The organism is Pseudomonas sp. AS2.8 (assembly GCF_014190935.1).
In the GTDB taxonomy this organism is placed as follows: Bacteria; Pseudomonadota; Gammaproteobacteria; order Pseudomonadales; family Pseudomonadaceae; genus Chryseomonas.
Map to the genome: position 1 here is coordinate 847,461 of NZ_JACHVV010000003.1, position 25,549 is coordinate 873,009.

General features: G+C 65.7%; 21 protein-coding genes and 1 pseudogene. 10 read left to right on the top strand and 12 right to left on the bottom strand.

Annotated elements, in window-relative coordinates; translation table 11 throughout:
- Nucleotides 1-127: 127 nt before the first annotated feature.
- The 11 genes from FHR73_RS16395 to FHR73_RS16445 all read right to left on the bottom strand — a co-directional run bounded on the left by FHR73_RS16395 (nucleotide 128) and on the right by FHR73_RS16445 (nucleotide 14,247).
- Nucleotides 128-1,252 carry a multifunctional CCA tRNA nucleotidyl transferase/2'3'-cyclic phosphodiesterase/2'nucleotidase/phosphatase gene (locus FHR73_RS16395; protein ID WP_183632660.1) on the bottom strand — a complete coding sequence of 375 codons (1,125 nt, stop codon included), beginning with the start codon at nucleotides 1,250-1,252 and terminating at the stop codon, nucleotides 128-130.
- 52 nt (nucleotides 1,253-1,304) lie between these two features.
- Nucleotides 1,305-2,846, bottom strand: a complete 1,542-nt coding sequence (locus FHR73_RS16400) for a SpoVR family protein (RefSeq protein WP_183632662.1) — start codon at nucleotides 2,844-2,846, stop codon at nucleotides 1,305-1,307.
- Nucleotides 2,843-4,114 carry a YeaH/YhbH family protein gene (locus FHR73_RS16405; protein ID WP_183632664.1) on the bottom strand — a complete coding sequence of 424 codons (1,272 nt, stop codon included), beginning with the start codon at nucleotides 4,112-4,114 and terminating at the stop codon, nucleotides 2,843-2,845. Before FHR73_RS16405 ends, FHR73_RS16400 begins: the two co-directional genes overlap by 4 nt.
- A gap of 76 nt (nucleotides 4,115-4,190) precedes the next feature.
- Nucleotides 4,191-6,113 carry a PrkA family serine protein kinase gene (locus FHR73_RS16410; protein ID WP_158891495.1) on the bottom strand — a complete coding sequence of 641 codons (1,923 nt, stop codon included), beginning with the start codon at nucleotides 6,111-6,113 and terminating at the stop codon, nucleotides 4,191-4,193.
- A 360-nt stretch (nucleotides 6,114-6,473) separates the two neighbouring features.
- Complete coding sequence (gene glpE / locus FHR73_RS16415) at nucleotides 6,474-6,803, bottom strand: thiosulfate sulfurtransferase GlpE (RefSeq protein WP_183632666.1); 330 nt, start codon at nucleotides 6,801-6,803, stop codon at nucleotides 6,474-6,476.
- A complete protein-coding gene (locus FHR73_RS16420; RefSeq protein ID WP_183632668.1) occupies nucleotides 6,800-7,621 on the bottom strand; it encodes a symmetrical bis(5'-nucleosyl)-tetraphosphatase in 822 nt (273 codons plus the stop codon). The genes glpE and FHR73_RS16420 overlap by 4 nt, the downstream gene beginning before the upstream one ends.
- Before the next feature lie 8 nt (nucleotides 7,622-7,629).
- Complete coding sequence (gene apaG / locus FHR73_RS16425; RefSeq protein WP_183632670.1) at nucleotides 7,630-8,016, bottom strand: Co2+/Mg2+ efflux protein ApaG; 387 nt, start codon at nucleotides 8,014-8,016, stop codon at nucleotides 7,630-7,632.
- Between the two features lie 34 nt (nucleotides 8,017-8,050).
- Nucleotides 8,051-8,842 carry a 16S rRNA (adenine(1518)-N(6)/adenine(1519)-N(6))-dimethyltransferase RsmA gene (gene rsmA / locus FHR73_RS16430; protein ID WP_017640354.1) on the bottom strand — a complete coding sequence of 264 codons (792 nt, stop codon included), beginning with the start codon at nucleotides 8,840-8,842 and terminating at the stop codon, nucleotides 8,051-8,053.
- Between the two features lie 278 nt (nucleotides 8,843-9,120).
- Entirely contained in the window at nucleotides 9,121-10,116 is a 996-nt protein-coding gene (gene pdxA, locus FHR73_RS16435) for a 4-hydroxythreonine-4-phosphate dehydrogenase PdxA (protein WP_183632672.1), read from the bottom strand.
- 50 nt (nucleotides 10,117-10,166) lie between these two features.
- Complete coding sequence (locus FHR73_RS16440) at nucleotides 10,167-11,462, bottom strand: peptidylprolyl isomerase (protein ID WP_183632674.1); 1,296 nt, start codon at nucleotides 11,460-11,462, stop codon at nucleotides 10,167-10,169.
- On the bottom strand, nucleotides 11,443-14,247 hold the full coding sequence (locus FHR73_RS16445) for an LPS-assembly protein LptD (RefSeq protein WP_183632676.1): 2,805 nt from the start codon (nucleotides 14,245-14,247) through the stop codon (nucleotides 11,443-11,445). The genes FHR73_RS16440 and FHR73_RS16445 overlap by 20 nt, the downstream gene beginning before the upstream one ends.
- A 119-nt stretch (nucleotides 14,248-14,366) precedes the next feature.
- Here FHR73_RS16445 and FHR73_RS16450 point away from each other — a divergent pair, with 119 nt between their 5' ends.
- The 3 genes from FHR73_RS16450 to FHR73_RS16460 are packed head-to-tail and all read left to right on the top strand — an operon-like array spanning nucleotide 14,367 to nucleotide 16,812.
- Complete coding sequence (locus FHR73_RS16450; protein ID WP_183632678.1) at nucleotides 14,367-15,389, top strand: aminoglycoside phosphotransferase family protein; 1,023 nt, start codon at nucleotides 14,367-14,369, stop codon at nucleotides 15,387-15,389.
- Nucleotides 15,386-16,051, top strand: coding sequence for an N-acetylmuramate alpha-1-phosphate uridylyltransferase MurU (murU, locus tag FHR73_RS16455; protein WP_183632680.1), 666 nt, complete (start codon nucleotides 15,386-15,388; stop codon nucleotides 16,049-16,051). Before FHR73_RS16450 ends, murU begins: the two co-directional genes overlap by 4 nt.
- Nucleotides 16,048-16,812 carry a DnaJ domain-containing protein gene (locus tag FHR73_RS16460; RefSeq protein ID WP_183632682.1) on the top strand — a complete coding sequence of 255 codons (765 nt, stop codon included), beginning with the start codon at nucleotides 16,048-16,050 and terminating at the stop codon, nucleotides 16,810-16,812. Before murU ends, FHR73_RS16460 begins: the two co-directional genes overlap by 4 nt.
- On the opposite strand, the gene FHR73_RS16465 is transcribed toward FHR73_RS16460, so the two are convergent.
- Nucleotides 16,787-17,797, bottom strand: a complete 1,011-nt coding sequence (locus tag FHR73_RS16465) for a DUF3530 family protein (protein ID WP_183632684.1) — start codon at nucleotides 17,795-17,797, stop codon at nucleotides 16,787-16,789. The two genes, FHR73_RS16460 and FHR73_RS16465, sit on opposite strands and share 26 nt — an antisense overlap.
- Nucleotides 17,798-17,935: 138 nt before the next feature.
- Here FHR73_RS16465 and rpe point away from each other — a divergent pair, with 138 nt between their 5' ends.
- From rpe to FHR73_RS16500, 7 genes and pseudogenes are all read left to right on the top strand, one after another.
- Nucleotides 17,936-18,613 carry a ribulose-phosphate 3-epimerase gene (gene rpe / locus FHR73_RS16470; RefSeq protein ID WP_183632686.1) on the top strand — a complete coding sequence of 226 codons (678 nt, stop codon included), beginning with the start codon at nucleotides 17,936-17,938 and terminating at the stop codon, nucleotides 18,611-18,613.
- Nucleotides 18,610-19,460 (top strand): annotated as a pseudogene (locus FHR73_RS16475) (phosphoglycolate phosphatase). The gene rpe and the pseudogene FHR73_RS16475 overlap by 4 nt, the downstream one beginning before the upstream one ends.
- Nucleotides 19,461-19,532: 72 nt before the next feature.
- A complete protein-coding gene (trpE, locus tag FHR73_RS16480) occupies nucleotides 19,533-21,011 on the top strand; it encodes an anthranilate synthase component I (protein WP_183632689.1) in 1,479 nt (492 codons plus the stop codon).
- Between the two features lie 10 nt (nucleotides 21,012-21,021).
- Complete coding sequence (locus tag FHR73_RS16485) at nucleotides 21,022-21,615, top strand: aminodeoxychorismate/anthranilate synthase component II (protein WP_183632691.1); 594 nt, start codon at nucleotides 21,022-21,024, stop codon at nucleotides 21,613-21,615.
- On the top strand, nucleotides 21,616-22,665 hold the full coding sequence (trpD, locus tag FHR73_RS16490; protein WP_183632693.1) for an anthranilate phosphoribosyltransferase: 1,050 nt from the start codon (nucleotides 21,616-21,618) through the stop codon (nucleotides 22,663-22,665).
- Nucleotides 22,662-23,489 (top strand): indole-3-glycerol phosphate synthase TrpC, encoded by an 828-nt coding sequence (trpC, locus tag FHR73_RS16495; RefSeq protein WP_007159725.1) that lies wholly within the window; start codon nucleotides 22,662-22,664, stop codon nucleotides 23,487-23,489. The genes trpD and trpC overlap by 4 nt, the downstream gene beginning before the upstream one ends.
- A gap of 270 nt (nucleotides 23,490-23,759) precedes the next feature.
- Nucleotides 23,760-25,541, top strand: coding sequence for a BCCT family transporter (locus FHR73_RS16500; RefSeq protein WP_183632695.1), 1,782 nt, complete (start codon nucleotides 23,760-23,762; stop codon nucleotides 25,539-25,541).
- The last annotated feature ends 8 nt before the right edge of the window (nucleotides 25,542-25,549 follow it).

A 25,549-nucleotide genomic window follows, 5' to 3' on the forward strand; every position in this document is an offset into this window, starting at 1 on the left:
CTGCGCCGTTTTCCACGCTACGGCTCTAGCACAGGCTTCGCTTAGCTCGGACAACCCCCCTCTCCCTCGGGGAGAGGGTTGGGGTGAGGGCGATTGGGAGGAGCTGCGCAGCGCTCAAATCAACCTACTAAAGCTGCGCCAAGGCGTCGATGCGGGCCTGTTTGAGCGCCTCGCCCAGGGCCGCGCCCTTGAAGCCCTGGGCGACCAGGGGTTGGACTTGCACGCCACGCAACACCTCGGCCGCCTCGCGCAGCAAGGCCAGCGGTGGCTCGCCCTCGGCGGTCCTCACCGCCGCCGCACAGGCGCAGGCCTGGAGGAATTCCTCGAAGCGCGCCGGGCGGCGTAGCACATCGAAACCCTGCAGCAGCTCGAACCAGGCCTCCGGCGTCAGCTGCCGGGCCTGCAGGGCCGTGGGCCAATGACGTACCAGCAGCAATGCCAATTCGGCCGGGTCACGCGGAACCTTGAGGCGGGCGTTGACGGCCGCGTGCTGTGCTTCCGGTACGTCCAGCAACAGGCAGGCCCAGCGCACGTTCAGCGAGGCCTGGACCTCGGCGCTCTGGCGCAGGGTGGCATAGATCCGGGCACCCGGCTCGGGCTGCTCGTTGGCGAATCCTGCAGCTACCTCCGGCAGCAGCGCAGCCAGGGCGCCACAGTCGTGCAGCACCCGGATGAAGACATCGGGCCGCTCTTCGAGCAGGGCGCGCGAGATTTCCTTCCATAACCGCTCGGCGGTCAAGGCATCCAGCTCGCCGCTGGCGACCATCTCCTGCATCAGCAGCAGCGTTTCGGGCGCCACCTGGAAACCCAGGCTGCAATAGCGGGCGGCGAAACGGGCGACCCGCAGCACGCGCAGCGGATCTTCGGCGAAGGCGGGCGAGACGTGGCGCAACAGGCGCGCCTGGAGATCCGCGCGTCCGCCATAAGGGTCTATGACCTGGCCATCGTCGTCTTCGGCCATGGCATTGACGGTGAGGTCGCGGCGGATCAGATCCTGTTCCAGGGTGACGTCGGGCGCGGCGTGAAAGGTGAAGCCGCCATAGCCGCGCCCGCTCTTGCGTTCGGTACGGGCAAGGGCGTATTCCTCGCCGGTCTGGGGATGCAGGAACACCGGGAAGTCGGCGCCCACAGGGCGATAACCCTGGGCAGCCAGGGCTTCGGCGGTGGCGCCTACCACGACCCAGTCGACTTCGGTCACCGGCCGGCCGAGCAGGCGATCGCGCACGGCGCCGCCCACCTTGTAGATTTGCATAGAAAAAGACCTCCTTGCGGAGGTCTAGGATAGCCCGAAAGAACCGCTCGGCTCAGATCGGCGAAGCCAGATCCAGCCGCCGGTCATGGTCGCGGCTCTCGTGGCGGGGCGGAACCTGGAAGCTGTGGGTGACATCTTCGCCCCTCATGCTTTCCAGGCGGATGTCGAACCCCCAGAGCCGGTGCAGGTGCTTGAGCACCTCGTCCGTGGAGTTGCCCAGCGGCTTGCGGTCATGCTGGAAATGGCGAAGGGTGAGCGAGCGATCGCCACGTCGGTCCACGTTCCAGATCTGCACATTGGGCTCGCGATTGCCCAGGTTGTACTGGGCGGCGAGTTGCTCGCGGATCATGCGATAGCCGCCATCGTCGTGGATGGCCGCCACTTCCAGTTCGTCGCGCTGGTCGTCATCGAGAATGCTGAACAGCTTGAGGTCGCGGATCACCTTGGGCGAGAGGTACTGCAGGATGAAGCTTTCGTCCTTGAAGCTCTTCATGGCGAAGGTGACGGTGGCCAGCCAGTCGCTACCGGCGATATCAGGAAACCAGCGGCGGTCTTCTTCCGTGGGATCCTCGCAGATGCGGCGGATGTCGCGGAACATGGCGAAGCCCAGGGTGTAGGGATTGATGCCGCTGTAGTAGGGGCTGTCGAAGCCCGGCTGATAGATCACTCCGGCGTGGGATTGCAGGAATTCGAACATGAAGCCTTCGGTGACCAGGCCCTCGTCGTAGAGATCGTTGAGCAGGGTGTAGTGCCAGAAGGTGGCCCAGCCTTCGTTCATCACCTGGGTTTGGCGCTGGGGATAGAAGTATTGGGCGATCTTGCGCACGATGCGGATCACCTCGCGCTGCCAGGGCTCCAGCAACGGCGCGTGCTTTTCCACGAAATAGAGGATGTTTTCCTGGGGCTCGCTGGGGAAGCGCGCTCCTTCGTCATGCAGCTCCTTGCCGGCCATCTTGGGAATGGTCCGCCAGAGGTCGTTGACCTGGCGCTGCAATTGCTCCTCGCGCTCCTTCTGCCGCTGGCGTTCCTCGGCGGCGGAGATGGGGTAGGGCCGCTTGTAGCGATCCACCCCGTAGTTCATCAGCGCATGGCAGGAATCCAGCAGTTCTTCCACGGCATCGATGCCATGGCGTTCTTCGCACTGGGTGATGTACTGCTTGGCAAACACCAGGTAGTCGATGATGGAGCTGGCATCGGTCCAGGTGCGGAACAGGTAGTTGCCCTTGAAGAAGCTGTTGTGGCCGTAGCAGGCGTGGGCGATCACCAGCGCCTGCATGGTCATGGTGTTCTCTTCCATGAGGTAGGCGATGCAGGGATCGGAATTGATCACGATCTCGTAGGCCAGCCCCATCTGGCCGCGGCTGTAGTGCTTCTCGGTGTGCAGGAAGTGCTTGCCGTAGGACCAGTGGTTGTAGCCGATGGGCATGCCGACGGAGGCATAGGCATCCATCATCTGCTCGGCGGTGATCACTTCGATCTGGTTGGGGTAGGTGTCCAGCGCATAGCGCTTGGCGATCCGGGCGATCTCCCGGTCGTAGGTCTGGATCAGCTCGAAGGTCCATTCCGAGCCGGTGGAGATGGGCTCACGTTTCATGACACGAGTCTCCGCTGGAACAGTTCGCGGAACACGGGATAGATATCCCCCGCCGAGACGATCTGCTGCTGCGAGAAGGAATCCGGGAAGCTGCCACGCACGTTCTCGTATTCGTACCACAGCGCCTGGTGCTCGCGTGGGGTGATCTCCACATAGGTGTAGTACTGCATGAACGGCAGGATCTGCTTGGTCAGGATCTCCCGGCAGATGGGCGAGTCGTCGTTCCAGTTGTCGCCGTCGGAGGCCTGGGCGGCATAGAGATTCCACTCGTTGACCGGATAGCGCTCGACCATGACCTCCTGCATCAGCTTGAGGGCGCTGGAAACGATGGTGCCGCCGGTTTCCCGGGAGTAGAAGAACTCTTCCTCGTCCACTTCCTTGGCACTGGTGTGGTGACGGATGAACACCACCTCGATGCGCTCGTAGTTCCGCTTGAGGAACAGGTAGAGCAGGATGTAGAAGCGCTTGGCGATGTCCTTGGTGGCCTGGGTCATGGAGCCAGAGACGTCCATCAGGCAGAACATCACCGCCTTGGAGCTGGGGCTGGGCTGCTTGGACAGCAGGTTGTACTTGAGGTCGAAGGTGTCGAGGAAGGGCACCTTGTCGATGCGCGCGCGCAGCCGCTCGATCTCGGCTTCCAGCGTCTGGATGTCGCCCAGGTTGTCGGGCTCTTCCACCCGCAGCCGCGCTAGCTCCGCCTTGGCTTCGCGCAGCTTGTTGCGACTGCCGCCGGAGAGGGCGATGCGCCGCGCATGGGAGGCACGTAGGGTGCGGATGATGTTGATGCGGGCAGGGTTGCCCTCGTTGCTGATGCCGGCGCGTACCGTCTTGAAGGTGTCGGTGCCGGTCAGCTGCTTCTTGACCAGGTTGGGCAGCTCCAGGTCTTCGAACATGAAGTCGAGGAATTCGTCCTGGGTGATCTGGAAGGCGAATTCGTCCATGCCTTCGCCGCTGTTGCTGGCCTTGCCCTGGCCCTGGCCACCGCCGCCGCCCTGGGGCCGCGGGATGCGTTCGCCGCTGACGAATTCCTTGTTGCCCGGGTGGACGATGGTCTGGCGGCCGCCCTTGCCCTGATAGAGGGCGGGTTCGTCGATGTCGCGGGCAGGAATGCTGATCTGCTCGCCGTGTTCCATGTCGGTGATGGAGCGCCGGCTCACGGCTTCCTCGACCGCCTTCTTGATGTGCTCACGATAACGCCGCAGGAAACGCGTGCGGTTCACCGTGCTCTTGTTCTTGCCGTTTAGACGCCGGTCGATGACATAGCTCATACAGGCCCTCCGGGCTATTGCAGGACACCACGACGACGCGGCTGGCGCGTCGTCGCGGGTTCAGCCTCAGGCTGCCTTACTGCGACTTGCGTACCCGTGAATACCACTCGGACAGCAGTCGTACCTGCTTCTCGGTGTACCCGCGCTGGACCATGCGGGTCACGAAGTCGCTGTGCTTCTGCTGATCTTCCTTGCTGGCCTTGGCATTGAAGCTGATGACCGGCAAGAGCTCCTCGGTGTTGGAGAACATCTTCTTCTCGATCACCGCGCGCAGCTTCTCGTAGGACAGCCAGCTCGGATTCTTGCCGTTATTGTTGGCACGGGCGCGCAACACGAAGTTGACGATTTCGTTGCGGAAATCCTTCGGATTGCTGATCCCGGCCGGTTTCTCGATCTTCTCCAGTTCCTCGTTGAGCGAGGCCCGGTTGAGGATCTCGCCGGTCTCCGGATCGCGGTATTCCTGATCCTGGATCCAGAAGTCTGCGTAGAGCACGTAGCGGTCGAAGATGTTCTGGCCGTATTCGCTGTAGGACTCGAGGTACGCGGTCTGGATCTCCTTGCCGATGAATTCCACGTAGCGCGGCGCCAGGTATTCCTTGATGAATCTCATGTAGCGCTCGCGGGTCTCGGCCGGGAACTGCTCGGCTTCGATCTGCTGCTCCAGCACATAGAGCAGGTGCACCGGGTTGGCCGCGATCTCGTTGGCGTCGAAGTTGAACACCCGCGAGAGGATCTTGAAGGCGAAGCGCGTGGAGAGCCCGTTCATGCCCTCGTCGACGCCCGCGCTGTCGCGGTATTCCTGGATCGACTTGGCCTTGGGATCGGTGTCCTTGAGGTTTTCGCCATCGTAGACGCGCATCTTCGAATAGATGTTGGAGTTTTCCGGTTCCTTGAGGCGCGAGAGCACCGAGAACTGGGCCAGCATCTTCAGGGTGTCCGGCGCGCAATGGGCGTTGGCCAGGGAGCTGTTGACCAGCAGCTTGTCGTAGATGTGGATCTCGTCGGAGACGCGCAGGCAATAGGGCACCTTGACGATGTAGATCCGGTCGATGAAGGCTTCGTTGTTCTTGTTGTTGCGGAAGGTGTGCCACTCGGATTCGTTGGAGTGGGCCAGGATGATGCCGCTGTAGGGCAGGGCGCCGAGGCCCTCGGTGCTGTTGTAGTTGCCTTCCTGGGTCGCGGTCAGCAAGGGGTGCAGGACCTTGATCGGGGCCTTGAACATCTCCACGAATTCCATCAGGCCCTGGTTGGCGCGGCACAGGGCGCCGGAGTAGCTGTAGGCATCCGCATCGTTCTGCGGGTATTCCTCCAGCTTGCGGATATCCACCTTGCCCACCAGGGCGGAGATGTCCTGGTTGTTCTCGTCGCCCGGCTCGGTCTTGGCGATGGCGATCTGGTTGAGGATGGAGGGGTAGAGCTTGACCACCCGGAACTTGCTGATGTCGCCGCCGAATTCCTGCAGCCGCTTGGCCGCCCAGGGCGACATGATGCTGCGCAGGTAGTGGCGGGGAATGCCGTAGTCCTCTTCGAGGATCTGGCCGTCTTCGTCGGGGTTGAACAGCCCCAGGGGCGATTCGAACACCGGCGAGCCCTTGATGGCGTAGAAGGGGACCTTCTCGATCAGGTGCTTGAGTTTTTCCGCGAGGGACGACTTGCCGCCACCCACCGGGCCGAGCAGATAGAGGATCTGCTTCTTCTCTTCCAGGCCCTGCGCCGCATGGCGGAAGTAGGACACGATCTGCTCGATGCAGTCTTCCATGCCATGGAAGTCGGCAAAGGCGGGGTAGCGGCGGATGACCTTGTTGGAAAAGATGCGGGACAGGCGTGAATCGCTGGTGGTGTCCACCAGTTCGGGTTCGCCGATGGCCATGAGCATGCGCTCGGCGGCACTGGCAAAGGCGGTACGATCCTTCTTGCAGATCTCAAGGTATTCCTGAAGGGAATACTCTTCCTGGCGAGTCGCTTCAAAACGCCCCTGGAAGTGACTGAAAATGCTCATGACGTCTCCTCGCTGGATACCCTGGACCAGCTTGGAATCGATGCCTGGAGCCTTGCCTTGCTGCCGGTGGGAAGCGGTCATGCCGGGCGACGAAAGATAACGTCTCTAATACCTTCGTTGTCGTCTTGCCTAATCGATCCGCCTGCAGAAGTAGGGTTGGGTTTCGAGAGACGCACGAAGGAGACCGATGGAAACGGTCCCCCTGGAATTCCCCCGAATCTCCAGTGGTTACACCGATGGTCCAAAGCCGGTTATCGAACCCGCCGTTTCCGGAGGGCCTGATTCCAGAATAGTCCTATCTGCGAGATGTGGAAGAGCCAATTCGGTTTATTCTTGTAACCACAGCGTCAAGCCGTTGTGTTAAACGGCCTCGCCACTTTCGGTCTGCTCGGGATAGCGGGTGCGCCAGTTTTCGAAGCCGCCGTCGACGCTGTAGACCTGGCTGAAGCCCTGGCCGGCCAGAAAGGCCGCCGCGCTCTGGCTGGAGTGGCCGTGGTAGCAGAACACCAGCAGCGGCGCGTCGAGATCGGCAGCGGCGATGAAGTCGTGGATGTTCTGGTTGTCGAGGCGCTGGGCGCCGGCGACGTGCAGGGTGGCGTAGCTGTGCGGATCACGGATGTCGACAATCCGCGCGTCCTCGCTGCGCAGTTCCAGCGCCCGTTCGGGGGAGATACAGGTGAATTCGCTCATTTCTTCTCCTTGCAACTGCAGAGATGACGGCGGTTGCCGTCGACGTCGAGCAGGGTCATGTCGCCGCCCCAGACGCAGCCGCTGTCGAGCGCCTCGACATTGGGCGCCGCGCAGCGACCCTTAAGCGCGGCCCAGTGGCCGAACAGGATGCGCACGTTGCGGGTCAGCCGATGGTCGTGGCTGAACCAGGGGGCGAAACCGGCCGGCGCGCTGTCCAGGCCTTCCTTGCTCTTGAATTCCAGACGACCGTCCGGGCTGCAGAATCTCATGCGCGTCAGGTAGTTGGTAATCAGGCGCAGACGCTCCTGGCCCTGCAGCTCATCTTGCCAGAGCGCCGGCTCGTTGCCATACATCTGCTCGAGAAAGGGCACATGGGCCAGATCGTCGCGCAACACGGCTTCCACTTCGCCGGCCAGGCTCATGGCCTGGGCCAGCGTCCATTGCGGCGGCAGACCGGCGTGGACCAGTACGCAGTTGCGCCCGGCATCGTGCTGGATCAGCGGCAGGTGGCGCAGCCAGTGCAATAATTCGTCGCGGTCGGGCGCGGCGAGGATGTCGCTCAGGGTGTCCTGCTTCTTCAGCCTGGCGCCGCCGAAGGCCACCGCCAGCAGGTGCAGGTCGTGATTGCCCAGGACGCTGACAAGCGAATCGCGCATCGCGTGCAGGTATCTCAGGGTTTCCAGGGACTGAGGTCCGCGGTTGACCAGATCACCCACCAGCCAGAGGCGGTCCTGCGCGGGATCGAAGCGGACCTCGTCGAGGAGGCATTTGAGCGGGTCGAGGCAACCTTGCAGATCGCCAACGGCGTACAGCGTCATCGGGACTCCTAGTGCAGCGAGCCGGGTACGGCCAGGCGGAAGGTGGGGATGGTGGCCTCGAAGGTATGGCCATCGCTGGCGACCATCTGGTAGCTGCCCCTCATGCTGCCCACCTGGGTCGGCATCAGGGTGCCGCTGGAATAGCTGTGGGTTTCACCCGGAGCGATCAGCGGCTGCTCGCCCACCACGCCCGGGCCGCGCACTTCCTGCACCTCGCCGTTGCCGTCGGTGATGATCCAGTGGCGGCTGAGCAACTGCGCCGGCAGCCGACCGTCGTTGCGGATGCTCACGTCGTAGGCGAAGGCGTAGCGCTCCTGGCTGGCGCTGGATTGTTCGGGCAGGTAGCGGGTGGTGACCTGCACGGTGATGAGGTAGCGCGGATCGGGCTCGGTCACGAAAGGATTCTCGGCAGATACGGATGGAAGGGCTTCAGCTGGACGCCAGCTGGTTGGCCAGGCGCACATAGGCGGCCAGGTCCAGCTGCTCCGGACGCAGCCCCGGGTCGACGTCGGCGGCTTCGATGGCGGCGCTGTCCAGGGTGCCCTTGAGGGTGTTCCTGAGGGTCTTGCGCCGCTGGCCGAAGGCCTCGCGGACGACGCGCTCGAGCAGCACCGGATCGCGCGCCACATGGGGCCGCTCGGTGTGGGGCACCAGACGCACGATGGCCGAATCCACCTTGGGCGGCGGATTGAAGGCGCCCGGACCGACGTTGAACAGGTGCTCCACGCGGCAGTGGTACTGGACCATGATCGACAGCCGTCCCCAGTCGCCATTGCCGGGCACCGCGGCCAGGCGTTCCACCACTTCCTTCTGCAGCATGAAGTGCATGTCGGCGATGATGTCGGCGAAGCTGAGCAGGTGGAAGATCAGCGGTGTGGAGATGTTGTAGGGCAGGTTGCCCACCACCCGCAGCCGATCGCCGGCGGCGATGCTGGAGAGATCGTATTTCATGGCGTCACCCTGGTGCAGGGTGAACAGCGGATTGAGGCCGAACTTGAGTCGGAGCAGGGGAATCAGGTCCTGGTCCAGCTCGATGACGTCGAGCCGGGCGCCACTGCCGAGCAGGCCTTCGGTCAGGGCGCCCTGGCCCGGACCGATTTCCAGCAGGCGCTCGCCGGGTCGCCCGTGGATGGCGCGCAGGATGCGATGGATCACCCCGGCGTCGTGCAGGAAATTCTGGCCGAACCTCTTGCGGGCGCGGTGTTGGTAGAGCTCGGTCATCAGGTGCTCCGGCGCAGGCAGCGGGCCTGCGATTTCAAGACGGCAAAGACCCACCAGTTTAGCAGACCCTTTGCCGTCACCGGAGCGCTCAGAGTCTATTCATAACCTGCTGCGCATCGGCCTAACTGCGTTGAAAAGACCCTGGAAGGCCAGCCCCGTCGGAAATGCTCATTTACCATTCGTAAACTCGCCCGCGAGTCCGATCCGCTTCCTCAGGGCTTTTCGTGGGGCCGCCTAGGCCTTGTTTGTCTCTAGCTCGCGAGGTTATGAATAGCCTCTTAGGTCACCGAACGGCGATGGGCCGCCATGCTGTAGGCGGTTTCCAGGGCGACCTTCAGACTGCCGGTATCGATGCGCCCGCTACCGGCCAGGTCGAGGGCGGTGCCATGGTCGACCGAGGTGCGGATGATCGGCAGGCCCAGGGTCACGTTGACCGCCGCGCCGAAACCCTTGTGCTTGAGCACCGGCAGGCCCTGGTCGTGGTACATGGCCAGGACCGCGTCGCAGTGCTCGAGGTGCTTGGGCGTGAAGAGGGTGTCGGCGGGCAGCGGCCCGACGAGGTCGAGGCCTTCGGCGCGCAGGCTGTCCAGCGCCGGCTCGATGATCTCGATCTCTTCGCGGCCCAGGTGACCGCCTTCGCCGGCATGGGGATTGAGACCGCAGACCAGGATGCGCGGCCGGGCCACGCCGAAGTAGCGCTGCAGATCGCCATGCAGAATGCGGGTCACGTCCAGCAGCGTCTGGCGATCGATGGCATCGGCCACCTCGCGCAGTGGCAGATGGGTGGTGACCAGGGCCACTCTCAGGCCGGCAGTGGCGAGCAGCATCACCACCTGGGGGGTATGGGTCAGCTCGGCGAGGAATTCGGTGTGGCCGGAGAAGGCCACGCCGCCATCGTTGATCACGCCCTTGTGCACCGGCGCGGTGATCATCCCGGCGAAGGTGCCGTCGAGGCAGCCCTGGCCGGCACGGGTCAGGGTGTCCAGGACATAGGCGGCATTGGTGGTGTCGAGCTGACCGGTCACCACCGGCGCACCCAGCGGGGTATCCCAGACATAGAGCGCACCGGTGGGTGCCGGGCGGTCGGGCCAGGCCGAGGGGGCGACGTCGATGAGGTCGATGGCGAGTCCCAGCTCGATCGCGCGAGCGGCCAGGAGGTCGCGGCTGGCGATGCCGATCAGGGCGTGGGGCTGGGCCACGCGGGCCAGCAGCAGACAGAGGTCGGGACCGATACCGGCGGGCTCACCGGGGGTCAGGGCGAAGCGCAGGGCCATGGCGGGCTCCGGAAACAAGAAGGCCGCAGGGGGTGCCTGCGGCCTTGGGGTTACTGCTTGATCTCGACGTAGGCTTCGTCGCGGATCTGGCGCAACCAGGTCTGCAGTTCCTGATCGTACTTGCGGCTACGCAGGAGATTCAACGCCTGCTGCTCGCGCGCCTGCTGGGTGTTGTCGGTGGCCCGACGGCCCAGGACTTCCAGGATGTGCCAGCCGAAGGCGGTGCGGAACGGCTGCGACAGCTGGTTGACCGGCGAATTGTTCATCACCTCGCGGAATTCCGGGACCAGGGATTCCGGATTGATCCAGCCCAGGTCGCCGCCATTGAGCGCCGAGCCCGGATCTTCCGAGAAGCTCTTGGCCAGGGTGGCGAAGCTCTCGCCATTCTGGATGCGCTCGCGCAGACGCGCAGCCAGGCGCTGGGTCTCGGCATCGCTGCGCACGGCATTGGGCTTGAGCAGGATGTGCCGGACGTGCACCTCGTCGACGATGCTGGCCTCGCCTCCGCGCTTCTCCTCCACCTTGAGGATCACGAAGCCGCCGGGGACGCGCACCGGCTGGGTGATGCCGCCGACGCCGACACTGCCGATCAGGCGATCGAAGGGCGGGGGCAGCTGGGCCGCCTTGCGCCAGCCGATCTCGCCGCCGTCGAGGGCGTTGTCACCGGCCGAGCGGGCGATGGCCAGCTGGTTGAAGTCGGCGCCCTGGCGCAGCTGGTTGTAGGTGTCCTGAGCCTGACGCGCGGCAGCGTCGAGACCGGCGGTGCCGGCGTTGTCCGCCACCGGGATCAGGATGTTGGCCAGGCGATACTCTTCGGACAGCTGCAGCTTGCCCAGGTCCGAGGCGAGGAAGTTCTGCACCTCCTGCTGGGTGACCTGCACGCGCTGACCGACCTGACGCTGACGCACCCGGCTGATCATCATCTCGCGCCGGACCTGCTCGCGGGCGGCGTCGTAGGAGAGACCGTCGCGGGACAGGGCCTGGCGGAATTCGGCCACGCTCAGGCCATTGCGCTGGGCGATGGTGGCCACGGCCTGGTTGAGCTCCTCGTCGGAGATCTTCACGCCCATGCGCCCGGCCAACTGCATCTGGATGTCTTCCAGAATCAGCCGTTCGAGCACCTGCTGCCGCAGCTCGCTTTCCGGCGGCGCCGCGGCGCCGCGGCGGGTGATGTTCTGCTTGACCTCGTTGAGTCGCTGATCGAGCTGGCTCTGCATGACCACGTCGTTGTCGACGATGGCCACGACCTTGTCCAGCGGAACCACGGCAGCCTGAGCCAGAGGGGAGAGAGCGAGCGCCGCGCCCAGGGCGAGCGGGCGCAGGGCGTTACATAGCTTGGTCTTCACGTTCACGATAGCCTTGAATGCCTCTGTCCAGGAAGCCTTCGGTCTTGCCGCCGAAGACGTTGCCGAGTCCCTTGAGCACGATCTGCAGGAAGATCCCGCGATCGGCTTCGGAGCTCTGGGCGGTGTAGAAGACGTCGTCTTCGCTCTTGAGCCAGTAGCGGCTGATCAGGCGCAGCTTCCAGCAGCAGTTGTCGTATTCGAAGCCACCGAAGGCTTCGAGGGTACGGCTCTTGTTGTAGTCGAACTGCCAGCGGGCAATCGCGGACCACTGGGGCACGATCGGCCAGATGAAGGAGATGTCGTGCTGGTCGACCTTGTAGTCGTCGCTGTTGTAGGTGAAGCGGCCGAAGTTCGGATCGAACACCCGGACGTTGTCACGATAGCGATAGCCGACGTTGAGGATCTTGCCCGGCTCGGCTTCCGGCTGGTAGTGGAACATGACGCTGCCGGAGTCCGTCTGGTGCAGGGTCGGATCCCAGTTGAATTCGCCGTTCACGCGCCAGTCGCGGTTGAAGCGATACATGCCGGCGAGGGCATAGGGCGAGCGCGAGGTGGTGGCCTGGGGATTGTCGATGTTCTGCCCCAGGCTGCGGGCGTAGGCCAGGTCGTCCTTGGTCAGGCCGGGCAGTTGCACTTCGCGGTCGCGGAAGTAGAACAGCTGGCCGAAGCTGACGTTGGCGCGCTCGAAGCCGTTGGGCTCGATGAAGCGGCTGGTGGCACCCAGGGCCAGCTGGTTGGCGTCGCCGATGCGGTCGCGACCGGTGAAGCGGTTGTCGCGCCATAGCGAGCTGTAGCTGAAGGTGTATTCGCCGGTATCGAACACCGGCAGATCGTCCTGGTCGCGGTTGGGTACGTAGAGGTACTTGGCGCGGGGTTCCAGGGTCTGCTTGCCGCCTTCGCCGAACAGATTCGAGGTGCGGTCGAAGTAGAGGCCGCTGTCGAGGCTGAAGATCGGCACCGAGCGGGTCGGGCTGTCGTTGAAGCTGGTCACGCTGGAGCCGGCCGAGGCGCGACGACCACCGCCGACCAGCGGCGAGTTCAGGTCGTTCTCGCCGGTGCTGTCCAGGTCCAGATCGTAGCGGGTGTAGGCATAGCGCAGCGACGGCGTCAGGAAACCCCAGGACGCGGTCATCGGGCGGGCGATGCCCGGCTCGACGTGGTAGCGATTGCCTTCGGCACGGGTCAGGCCGAACAGGTTGACGTCCGGGCGGTTGCGCACGTTGGTGCGGTTGCCGTTGTCGTCCAGGTCGAAGTAGGTGTTGTCGTCGAAGCTGCGGGTGAAGCGCACTGCCTCGGTGTCGTAGGTGAAGTCCAGGCCGCCCGGGTTGTAGGGCAGGGCACCGGTCAGGGTCAGCTGCGGCAGGCGGTTGTAGGGCGTCACGTCGGACACCGTGGCCAGCTGGTAGGCCTGGGCGTTGAGGCCGGCGACGAAGGTGTCGCCGCGATAGGTCAGGCGACCTTGCTGGTTGACGTAGGTCGGCTTGTTGATGCCGAGGTCGGTGTCCAGGTCCTGGAAGTAGTAGGGATCGCTGATGCGGGTGTAGTCCACCTCGGCCATCAGGCGCGAATCCAGGCCGCTGCGGTTCTTCCAGCCGTACAGCCAGCGGTTGTCGGTGGCTTCCGGTTCGCCCTCGTGCTCCGGGTCGGTGTCCTTGAGGTAGGAGCCGTAGACCTCGCCTTCGCTGCTGCGGGTCAGGTAGCGGAAGTCGCCCTCGGTCTGCAGGCCGTGCTTGGCCATGTAGCGCGGATAGAGGGTGGCATCGTAGTTGGGCGCCAGGTTGAAGTAGTAGGGCGTGGTGATCGCGAAGCCGGTGTCGCTGGAGGTGCTGATCGAGGGCGCCAGGAAACCGGACTGCCGACGGTCGTCGATCGGGAAATAGATGAACGGCGTATAGAGGACCGGGATGTCCTTGACCCGCAGCGTGGCGTTGGTCGCGTAGCCGAGGCCCGTGGCCGGGTTCAGGGTGACGGTGTTGCCCTTGACCTGCCAGGCGTTGCTGCCCGGTTCGCAGGTGGTGTAGGTGCCATCCTTGAGGCGGATGATGGCGTCGTCGCCGCGCTTGGCGTAGAGCGCGCTGCCGCGGGCGCGGCTCTGGTGCATGACGAATTCGGCGTTGTCGACCTGGACCTGGCCGTTGTCCAGCTGCAGATCGGCCTTGTCGCCGACCATCAGCAAGCCGTTGTCGCGGAATTTGACGTTGCCCTTGAGCTCGCCGCGATTTTCCAGCTGGTGCAGGTTGGCTTCCTGGGATTCCACCTGCATGCCGCCCTGGCGCAGCACCACGTCACCGGCCAGGGTGGCGACCTGCTGCTCCTGCTCGTAGCGCGAGGCCTTGGCGGAGATGTAGGTCGGGGCCTTGGCGGTCGGGGTGTCGTCGTACATGCCCGGACGCTGCGGCTCGACATAGGCACCGCTGCAGTAGGGACCGGTCTCGGCCAGCTGGGCCGGGGTCAACTGATCGCGCGGGACCCAGTCCAGGTGGCTGTAGTCGGCGCTGCGGGACTTGAGCGCGCGGCCCTTGCTCTCAGTCACCAGCACGGCATCGTCACCCTTGCGCGCGGCGGGTTCCGCCGCGATGCCCTGGGTCTCGCCCTTGCTGGGGCGGGGCGGAATGGCCGCGGTCGGTGCCTGGGTGTTGCACGACCAGCCACCGCCGGCTCCGGCGCTACAGCTGAACTGCTCGGCGGGGGCGGCGATAAGGGCGGTGACGGGCTGCATGGCGAGCAGGCTGCCGGTTACCAAGAGGGGAAATTTTCTGCGAAACGCGGGGGTTTTCACGGCCATCCTTAAAGTCGTCCTGCACGCCGGCCATTAAGGGGCCGCGGCCTCTCGATGGGCTCAAAAAGATAGCGGATAATAAAACATGACCTGCGCATCGGCTAGGGCCGAGGGATCCGCTGTAAATGACTGAAGATGTTCGCTTAAACCAGATAGAAGACTGGCTGACCACCGTTCTACCGGAAATTTTCCGGGAGCAGGCCTGGGGCGAGGTGCCCGAGGGCAGCCTGACCGCGGCCAGCAGCGATGCCAGCTTTCGCCGTTATTTCCGCTGGGCGGGCGAGGGCCGCAGCCTGATCGTGATGGATGCGCCGCCGCCGCAGGAGGACTGCCGTCCGTTCGTGCAGGTGGCCGCGCTGCTGGCCGAGGCCGGGGTCCATGTACCGCGCATCCTGGCTCAGGATCTGGAGCGGGGATTCCTGCTGCTGAGCGATCTCGGCACCCTGACCTACCTGGAGGTGATCAATGCGGCCAATGCCGACGATTATTTCCAGGCGGCCATTGATGCCCTGCTGGCTTTCCAGGGCAGGCAGCCGACGAACGGCAGTCTGCCGCTCTACGACAGGGCTCTGCTCGCCCGCGAGTTGAGTCTGTTTCCGGAGTGGTACGTGGGTCGCGAACTGGACACGACCCTCGGCGCCAGTCAGCTCGAACGCTGGCAGGCCATCTGCGCGGTGCTGATCGACAGCGCCCTGGCGCAACCCCAGGTGCTGGTCCACCGGGACTTCATGCCGCGCAACCTGATGCTGAGCACGCCCAATCCGGGTGTGCTGGACTTCCAGGATGCGGTCATCGGGCCGGTGACCTACGACATCACCAGCCTGTTCAAGGATGCCTTCCTCAGCTGGCCCGAGCCGCTGGTGCAGCGCTGGCTGCTGGGCTACTGGGAGCAGGCGCGGGCCGCCGGCATTCCGGTGCAGGCCGAGTTCGCCGATTTCCAGCGGGCGTCGGATCTGATGGGCGTGCAGCGCCACCTCAAGGTGATGGGCATCTTCGCCCGCATCTGGCATCGCGACGGCAAGCCGCGCTACGTCGCCGACACTCCGCGCTTTCTCTCCTACATCCGCACCGTGGTGGCGCGCCGACCGGAGCTGGCCGATCTCGGCGCCCTGCTCGACGAGCTGCACGCCGAGCGGGTCGAGGCATGAAGGCCATGATCCTGGCGGCGGGCAAGGGCGAGCGGATGCGACCGCTGACGCTGAGCCTGCCCAAGCCGCTGATCGAGGTGAACGGCCGGCCGCTGATCGAGCATCACATCCGGGCGCTGGCGGCGGCAGGCATCACCGAGCTGGTGATCAATCACGCCTGGCTGGGGGCAAAGCTGGAAGCCGCCCTAGGCGATGGCAGCCAATTAGGCGTCACCATCCGCTTCTCTGCCGAAGGTGAGCCGCTGGAGACCGGAGGCGGCATCTTCCGTGCGTTGCCGCTGCTGGGCAGCGCGCCCTTCGTGCTGGTCAACGGCGATATCCGCACCGATTTCGCCTTTGGCACCCTGGCCTTGCCGGCCGGTTGCCTGGCGCACCTGGTACTGGTCGACAATCCGCTGCATCACCCGGGCGGCGACTTCGGCCTGGTGGACGGGCGAATCACCCTGGATGCCCCGGAGAGGCTCACCTACAGCGGCATCGCCGTGCTGCATCCGCAGCTGTTCGCCGCGCGCACGGCCGGGGCCTTCAAGCTGGTGGACGTGTTGCGACCCGCCATTGCCGCCGGACAGGTCTCGGGCCAGCGGCTGGACGGTCGCTGGGTGGACGTGGGCACCCTGGAGCGCCTGGCGGAAGCGGAGCGGCTGTTCGGGACGGCTTCTTGAAGATCTGGTTCTGGCCGCTGACGGTGCTGGGCTTCCTGGCCGGCTGGGCCGTGGCCAGCATTCCTGGCGCACTGCTGGTGGCGCTGCTCGCCCATGCCGGCGAGCGCCAGTTGGGATTGACCTCCCTGGCGGGCTGGAAGGCGCGCTGGCAGGGCCGCCCCGGACGCTTCGAGCACCAGGCGCAATTCCAGATGCTTGGCCGGCTGGCCAAGCGTGGCGGGCGGGTGCTGACCGCCCATATCCGCCAGGCCGAAGGCGAGATCGAGCGTCTGGGGCTCGGCGCCGACGAACGCCAGAAGGCCATCGCCGCCTTCGAGCAGGGCAAGGGCGGCACCCTGCCGTCGACGGCCGACCTGCAGCGCCTCAGCGAACGCAGCGAGGGCATCCTGCGCGCCTGTTGGCGCATGGTCTGGATCAGCGGCAGCGTGCGCCCCGGCGATCGCGACGAGATCCTCGGCTGGGGGCAGGCGATGGGCCTGGCCGAAGCCCAGGTGCTGGCCCTGCAGCCGCCGGTGCAGGCGGCGCCGCGCCAGCCCAACAGCGAGGAGAAGTATCGCAAGGCGCTGCAATTGCTTGGCGTCACCGATGACGCCGACGCCGCCACGGTCAAGCAGGCCTATCGGCGGCTGCTTTCGCGCCATCACCCCGACAAGAAGGCCGGCGCCGGGGCGGGCCAGTCGGCGGTCTATGCCGCGGCCCAGCGCACCGCCGAGCTGCATGCCGCCTATCAGGTGATCAAGAGGCGGCGGGGCTTCCGCTAGCGGCCGGTGGCAGCCGGTCCAGCCAGGCGCGCAGGCGGCGGACGGTCTGCTCCTGCTCCGCGGCGCGATCACCCGGGATGACCGGCAGGTCGATCTGCCGATAGCCCTTGTTGGCCTTTTGCGCCGCCCGCTCCTTGCGCCGCTGCGCGGCCGGTCCGGGCGCGTGCACCAGGTCGGCGATCTGCAGATCGGTCTTGCCCATGGTGGCGTCCAGCCGCGGCGGCAGCCCCTGGGGCTCGCGACCGTCGATGAGCACCAGCTGCTTGACCTCGCCCGGCTCCTTTTCCGCCAGATAGCGCGCCGCCCAGTAGGCGCCGGTGCCGTGCCCGACCAGCACGATAGAATTGGCGCCCTGCTGCAGGGCCAGGTCGATGCCGGCGGCGATGCGCGCCAGCACCCGGGTGGCCTGGGCATTGGCCGCGGCCTCGGGATCGACCGGTGCGACCGCCGCCTGGGCCGGTTCGCCACTGCCGGCTTCGGCCTGGGTCGGGGCGGCGGGCGCCGTGCCGCTGCTACCGGTCACCGGCGGTGCCGTCTGCTCGCTGTTGGCCTGGGCGTCGGTGTCCGCCGGGGCGGTATCGCGCTCGATCGCCACCACCGGGTCATAGGGGTCGGGCAGGCTCAGACTGATGGTCTGCCAGCCAAAGGTGGGCAACTGCTGGCGCACGGGCGCCACCACATTGGGCCAATCGGCCGATTCGCCGTCGCCCGGAACCAGCACCACCGTCCCGTTGGCCTTGGCCCGGGCGGCAGGCACCAGCAGGGCAAGAAAGGACTCGTCACCGGCCTGCAGGGTCTTCTGCTGCTCGGCGGGCAATTGCCGCATCAGCGCCTGCTGCTGCTCCTGACTGCGCTCCAGCGCCGGGGCCACGGTTGCCGGCGCCGCAGGCGTTTCCGGGGCCGGGGTGGGTGGCTCTTCGGCGAGCACCGGGGCGGCAAGGCCGAGCAGGAGAAGGCAGAGCGGCAGCAGGGTGGACGACGACATCGACGGGAATCCTCGACAAGGGCACGGTTGACCCTGGCGAGCCTACCGCCGTTCGCGCCGTCGGGGCAGCGGGAACGCCCGAGCCGCAGACGGATCTCCGTTACAATGCCGCCACTTAACCTTCGCCGAGGCTATCCCATGCAACCCTTCGCCATCGCCCCCTCGATCCTGTCCGCCGATTTCGCCCGCCTGGGCGAGGAGGTCGACAAGGTCCTCGCCGCCGGTGCCGACATGGTCCATTTCGACGTGATGGACAACCACTATGTGCCGAATCTCACCATCGGCCCCATGGTCTGCAGGGCGCTGCGCAACTACGGGGTGACCGCGCCCATCGACGTGCACCTGATGGTCAAGCCGGTGGATCGCATCATCGGCGACTTCATTGAAGCCGGTGCCACCGACATCACCTTCCACCCCGAGGCCTCCGAGCACATCGATCGCTCGCTGCAGCTGATCAAGGACGGCGGTTGCCGGGCCGGCCTGGTGTTCAACCCGGCCACCTCGCTGGATGTCCTCAAGTACGTCCTGGACAAGATCGACATGGTGCTGCTGATGAGCGTCAACCCCGGCTTCGGCGGCCAGAAATTCATTCCCGGCACTCTCGACAAGTTGCGCGAGGCGCGCGCCCTGATCGACGCCTCCGGCCGGCCGATCCGGCTGGAGATCGATGGCGGGGTTAACGTCAAGAACATCGGCGAGATCGCCCGCGCCGGGGCCGATACCTTCGTCGCCGGCTCGGCCATCTTCGGCCAGTCCGACTATGCCGCGGTGATCCAGGCGATGCGTGCTGAACTGGCCAAGGCCCGCTCGGTATGAGCGCCCTGGTGCGACTCGGTGGCGGGCATCCGCCCGCCCTGGTGATGTTCGACCTCGACGGCACCCTGTTGGATTCGGCGGCGGACCTGGCCGCCGCCGTGGACGCCATGCTCGTACGCCTGGACCGCGCGCCGGCGGGGCTGGACAAGGTGCGGCTGTGGATTGGCAACGGCGCCCGGGTGCTGGTGCGTCGCGCCCTGGCCGATGACATGCAGCACGACGCCGTGGACGCTGCCGCCGCCGACGAGGCTCTGGCGCTGTTCATGGCGCTCTATGACGGCAGCCACGCCCTGACCCGTGTCTATCCCGGCGTGCTGGACAGCCTGGCGCTGCTGCGCACCCTGGGCGTGCGCCTGGCGGTGATCACCAACAAGCCGGAGCGCTTCGTCGCGCCGCTCTTGGCCGACATGGGCCTGGGCGATTTCGACTGGATCGTCGGCGGCGATACCCTGCCGCAGCAGAAGCCGGATCCGGCGGGCTTGCTGTGGGTCATGCAGCAGGCAGGCGTGGCGGCCGGCCAGGCGCTGTTCATCGGCGATTCGCGCAACGACATCCGCGCCGCCCGCGCCGCCAGGGTGCGCTGCGTGGCCCTGAGCTATGGCTACAACCATGGCGAGCCCATCGCCCGCGAGCAGCCGGATCTGGTCGTCGACGATCTGCGCGAGCTGTTCATCTAGCATGCCGAGGTAGCCGGCCGGTTGCCATGCCGCGCCGGCTAGGCTAACGTGGCCCTTCAACCCCCGCCTCAAGAGCAAGAGATCGCATCGTGGTGGTCACCCGCACAGGCTCCTCGCGAGCATGGATGAAAGTCATCAAGGCCCTGGCCCGTTGGCGCTGGCGCGCCTGATTTCGTCCCTGCCGGTATCTGACCGGCGCGCTGTGCACCCGACCTTTCGTTTTCCTCGCCACGAGGCTGATCATGACCCGCGACGATTTTCTGCGCCTGGCCGCTCAAGGCTATAACCGCATTCCCCTGGCCTTCGAAACCCTGGCCGACTTCGACACCCCGCTGTCCCTCTATCTCAAGCTGGCCGATGCGCCCAACTCCTATTTGCTGGAATCGGTGCAGGGCGGCGAGAAATGGGGGCGTTATTCGATCATTGGTCTGCCGTGCCGGACGCTGCTGCGCGTGCATGGCTATGAGGTGACCGTGCACGAGGGCGAGCAGCAGCTCGAAGCCTGCACCGTCGAGGATCCGCTGGCTTTCGTCGAGGCCTTCAAGACCCGCTATCACGTGCCGGCGGTGCCCAACCTGCCCAAGTTCGATGGCGGTCTGGTGGGCTACTTCGGCTATGACTGCGTGCGCTATGTCGAGAAGCGCCTGGGCGCCAGTCCCAATCCCGATCCGCTGGGCACCCCGGACATCCTGCTGATGGTCTCGGACGAGGTGGTAGTCTTTGACAACCTCGCCGGCAAGCTGCACTGCATCGTGCTTGTCGATCCGAGCCAGCCGGATGCCTATGAACAGGGCCAGGCTCGACTCGCGACGCTGCGCGAGCGCATTCGCCAGCCCATCGCTCCCCGCCTGGGCCTGGATTTCGCCGCAGTGGGCAGCGGCAGCGAGCCGGCCTTTCGCTCCAGCTACAGCCGTGCCGACTATGAAAACGCCGTGGAGCGGATCAAGGACTACATCCTGGCCGGCGACTGCATGCAGGTGGTGCCCTCGCAGCGCATGACCATCGATTTCCAGGCGGCGCCCATCGACCTCTATCGGGCGCTGCGCTGCTTCAACCCCACGCCCTACATGTATTTCTTCAACTTCGGCGACTTCCATGTGGTGGGCAGTTCGCCCGAGGTGCTGGTGCGGGTGGAGGACGGCGAGATCACCGTGCGCCCCATCGCCGGGACCCGCCCGCGTGGCGCCACCGAAGAAGCCGATCTGGCGCTGGAACGCGATCTGCTGGCCGATGCCAAGGAACTGGCCGAGCACCTGATGCTGATCGACCTGGGCCGCAATGACGTGGGCCGGGTCTCCACCATCGGCAGCGTGACCCTGACCGAAAAGATGGTCATCGAGCGTTATTCCAATGTCATGCACATCGTCAGCAACGTCACCGGTCGGCTCAAGCCCGAGCTGAGCGCCATGGACGCCCTACGCGCCATCCTGCCGGCCGGCACCTTGTCCGGGGCGCCGAAGATCCGTGCCATGGAGATCATCGACGAACTGGAACCGGTCAAGCGGGGCATCTACGGCGGCGCCGTGGGTTACCTGGCCTGGAACGGCAACATGGACACCGCCATCGCCATCCGCACCGCGGTGATCAAGGACGGCGAACTGCACGTGCAGGCGGGCGGCGGCATCGTCGCCGACTCCCAGCCGGCGGCGGAGTGGGAGGAGACCCTCAACAAGCGTCGCGCCATGTTCCGCGCCGTCACCCTTGCCGAACAGTCCGTCTGAGGAATCCACCATGTTGCTGATGCTCGATAACTACGATTCCTTCACCTACAACTTGGTGCAGTACCTGGGTGAGCTAGGGGCCGAAGTCAAGGTGGTGCGCAACGACGAGGTGCCGGTCGAGGCCCTCGAGGATATGGCGCCGGAACGCGTCGTCGTCTCTCCCGGTCCCTGCACGCCCAACGAGGCGGGCATCTCCCTGGCCACCCTGGAGCGCTTCGCCGGCAAGCTGCCGGTGCTAGGCGTCTGCCTGGGGCACCAGAGCCTGGGCCAGGCCTTTGGCGGCGAGGTGGTGCGGGCGCGCGAGCCGATGCACGGCAAGACCAGTCCGGTCTACCACAACGGCGAAGGCGTCTTCGCCGGCCTGCCCAATCCCTTCACCGTGACCCGCTACCACTCGCTGGTGGTCAAGCGCGAGACCCTGCCCGAGTGTCTGGAGATCACTGCCTGGACCCAGCACCCGGACGGCAGCATGGACGAGATCATGGGGCTGCGGCATCGCGAGTTCATGATCGAGGGGGTGCAGTTCCATCCCGAGTCCATCCTTACCGAGCATGGCCATGACCTGCTGGCCAACTTTCTCCAGCAGCAGGGAGGGCGACGCTAGATGGACATCAAGCAGGCCCTGAATCGCATCAGCGGACAACTCGACCTCAACGTGGCCGAGATGCAGGCGGTGATGCGCCAGATCATGACCGGTGGCGCCGACGAGGCGCAGATCGGTGCCTTCCTCATGGGCATGCGCATCAAGAGCGAGACCATCGACGAGATCTGCGGCGCGGTCAGCGTGATGCGCGAACTGGCCACCCCGGTGGTGCTGCCGACCCTCGATCACGTGGTCGACGTGGTGGGCACCGGCGGCGATGGCGCCAATATCTTCAACGTCTCCTCGGCCTCGGTGTTCGTGGTCGCGGCGGCGGGCGGCAAGGTCGCCAAGCACGGCAATCGCGCGGTGTCCGGCAAGAGCGGCAGCGCCGATCTGCTGGAGGCCGCCGGCATCTACCTGGAGCTGACTCCGGCGCAGATCGCCCGCTGCGTCGAGCAGGTGGGCGTCGGCTTCATGTTCGCCCAGTCGCACCACAGCGCCATGCGTCACGCCGCCGGGCCGCGCCGCTCCCTGGGGCTGCGCACCCTGTTCAACATGCTCGGTCCCCTGACCAATCCGGCCGGTGTCCGGCACCAGGTGGTCGGGGTGTTCAGCGCCGCGCTGTGCCGACCGCTGGCCGAGGTGCTGCAGCGCCTGGGCAGCCACCACGTGCTGGTGGTGCACTCCCGCGACGGCCTGGACGAATTCAGCCTGGCCGCGGCGACCCAGGTCGCCGAACTCAAGGACGGCAGCATCAGCGAATACCAGGTGCTGCCGGAGGATCTGGGCATCAAGAGCCAGACCCTGGTCGGCCTCACCGTGGACGGCCCCGAGGCCTCGCTGGCGCTGATCCGCGACGCCCTCGGCCGGCGCAAGACCGAAGCCGGGCAAAAGGCCGCCGACATGATCGTGCTCAACGCCGGCGCGGCGCTCTACGCCGCGGATCTCGCCCAGAGCCTGCATGAAGGGGTACTCTTGGCCCACGACGCGCTCTACAGCGGCCTGGCCCGGGAAAAGCTGGACGAGCTCGCCCATTTCACATCCGTCTATCGCGAGGAGGGTCGCCCGTGAGTGTGCCAACCGTGTTGCAGAAGATCCTGGCCCGCAAGGCCGAGGAGATCGCCCAGCTCAAGGCCCGGACCAGCCTGGCCGAACTCGAGGCCCAGGCCCGTGCCGCCGATGCTCCGCGCGGCTTCGCCCGTGCCCTGCAGGCCCAGGTGGCGCGCAAGGAGGCAGCGATCATCGCCGAGGTGAAGAAGGCTTCGCCGAGCAAGGGCGTGATCCGTGAACACTTCGTGCCGGCCGAGATCGCCCACAGCTATGCCTTGGGCGGCGCCACCTGCCTGAGCGTGCTCACCGACGTGGACTTCTTCCAGGGTGGCAACGCCTATCTGCAGCAGGCGCGCGCCGCCTGCCAGCTGCCGGTGATCCGCAAGGACTTCCTCGTCGATCCCATCCAGGTGGTGGAAGCCCGGGCCATCGGCGCCGATTGCATCCTGCTGATCGTCGCCGCGCTGGACGACGGCCTGATGGGCGAACTGGCCGCCACGGCCAAGGACGTCGGCCTGGACGTGCTGGTCGAGGTGCATGACGGCGCCGAGCTGGAGCGCGCCCTGACGGTGCTGGATACCCCGCTGGTGGGGGTCAACAACCGCAACCTGCACACCTTCGAGGTCAGCCTGGAAGCCACCCTCGATCTCCTGCCGCGCATCCCCCAGGATCGCCTGGTGATCACCGAGAGCGGCATCCTCAACCGCGCCGACGTGGAGCTGATGGAAACCAACGAGGTGCGTGCCTTCCTGGTCGGCGAAGCCTTCATGCGCGCCGACGAACCGGGGCAGGAACTGCAGCGTCTGTTCTTCCCGGATCGCCGCTTCCCGCTCAGAGACGCCTGAGGCGTCGGTCGTTCGCCCAAGGCCCCGGGGATAACCTCGGGGCTTTTTTCTTTGTGCAGGGTGATCCAGGTCGACTCGCGCCCACCCCGGGCGGCGGGAACGACCTCCGTGTGCCCGCTGCCGACGCAGGGCTTTGTTTCCATGGGAATAAACCCGGTTAATGGCCTCCAACTCGCTGAACCGTGGCGAGGCGTGGAGACGGCTGGCTGTCGCAGGACGAGCCAACGCTCCGCCGCACCAGGCCATCCATAACCAGGGCAAGCAAGCACCATGGCAACGGAAGAAAAAAGCGAAACACTTGATATCAGCGTCACCGATCCCTCCCGCACCGAGGAGTCGCGACGGGATCGGCGACTCGCCGGCACCACCGACTGGGTGGTCTTCGGCGTCACCAGCATCGCCGCGCTGGCCTTCGTGATCTGGGGCTTCGTCAGCCAGGCCAGTCTGGCCAGCAGCGCCTCGACCGCCCAGGGCTGGGTGATCACCCACTTCGGCTGGCTGTTCGTGCTCACCTCCACCGGCTTCGTGGTCTTCGTCATCTGGCTGGCCGCCAGTCGCTATGGGCGGATCCCCCTGGGGCGCGACGACGAACAACCGGAATTCCGCACCCTCTCCTGGGTGGCGATGATGTTCAGCGCCGGCATGGGTATCGGGCTGATGTTTTTTGGCGTCGCCGAGCCGCTGTCGCACTATCTCAATCCGCCGCCCGGTGGCGCCGCGGGGCAGAGCAGCGCCGCCCTGCAGGTGGCCATGGCCACCACGCTGTTCCACTGGACCCTGCATCCCTGGGCCATCTATGCCGTGGTTGGGCTGGCCATCGCCTATGGCACCTATCGGCGCGGTCGCAGCCAGCTGATTTCGGTGGCCTTTCGCCCGCTGATCGGCGAACACGCCAATGGCCCGCTCGGCCGCGTCATCGACATGATGGCGATCTTCGCCACCCTGTTCGGTTCGGCGGCCTCCCTTGGTCTGGGCGCGCTGCAGATCGCCGGCGGACTCGAACACAACGGCTGGATCGAGCAACCCGGAAAGATGCTCTACATCAGCATCATCACGGTGCTGACGGTGGCCTTCGTCATCTCCGCGGTGCCCGGGGTCGAGAAGGGCATCCAGTGGCTGTCCAACACCAACATGGTGCTGGCGGTGGCCCTGGCCCTGTTCGTCTTCGTCGCCGGTCCGACCCTGCTGATGCTCAATCTGCTACCCACCGCCATCGGCGACTACATCGACCTCCTGCCGGAAATGATGGCGCGCACCAGCGCCAGCGGTGGCGAGGCCATGGGCAACTGGCTGTCCAGCTGGACAGTGTTCTACTGGGCCTGGTGGATTTCCTGGACGCCCTTCGTCGGCATGTTCATCGCCCGCATCAGTCGCGGTCGCACCATCCGCCAGTTCGTCACCGGGGTGCTGCTGGTGCCGAGTCTGGTCAGCGTGGTCTGGTTCGTGATCTTCGGCGGCGCGGCCATCGACGCCATGCGCCTGGGCGCCTTCACCCTGGTCGACGGCGCGGTGAACAGCAACTTCGCCCTCTACGACCTGCTGGCCAGCTATCCCTGGGTCTCGGTGACCTCGGTGCTGGTGATGGTGCTGGTGGCGATATTCTTCGTGTCCGGCGCCGACGCCGCGTCCCTGGTGATGGGCACCCTGTCCGAGCGCGGCACCACCGAGCCGTCACGGCGCACGGTGATCTTCTGGGGCGCCCTCACCGGCGCGGTGGCGGCGATCATGCTGGCCATCGGCGACCCGGGCAATCCGGGTGCTGCGCTCAATGGCCTGCAGAATCTGACTATTGTGGTCGCGCTGCCCTTCGTGGTGGTGATGGCGCTGCTGTGCCTGGCGCTCTATCGCGATCTGCGTTGCGATCCGCTGATGCTGCGGCATCTGCGCGGTACCGAGCTGATCGAGAAGGCGGTGCTCTATGGCGCGGTCAAGCACGGCGAAGAATTCCACTTCGTCGTAGGCGAGCCCAAAGCCAAGGGCAATGGCGAGAAGACCGTCGACGAGAAGGCCACGGTGCGGGTGACCAAGGTCCAGCCGAGGGTCGAGAGCTGAAGCCCTGA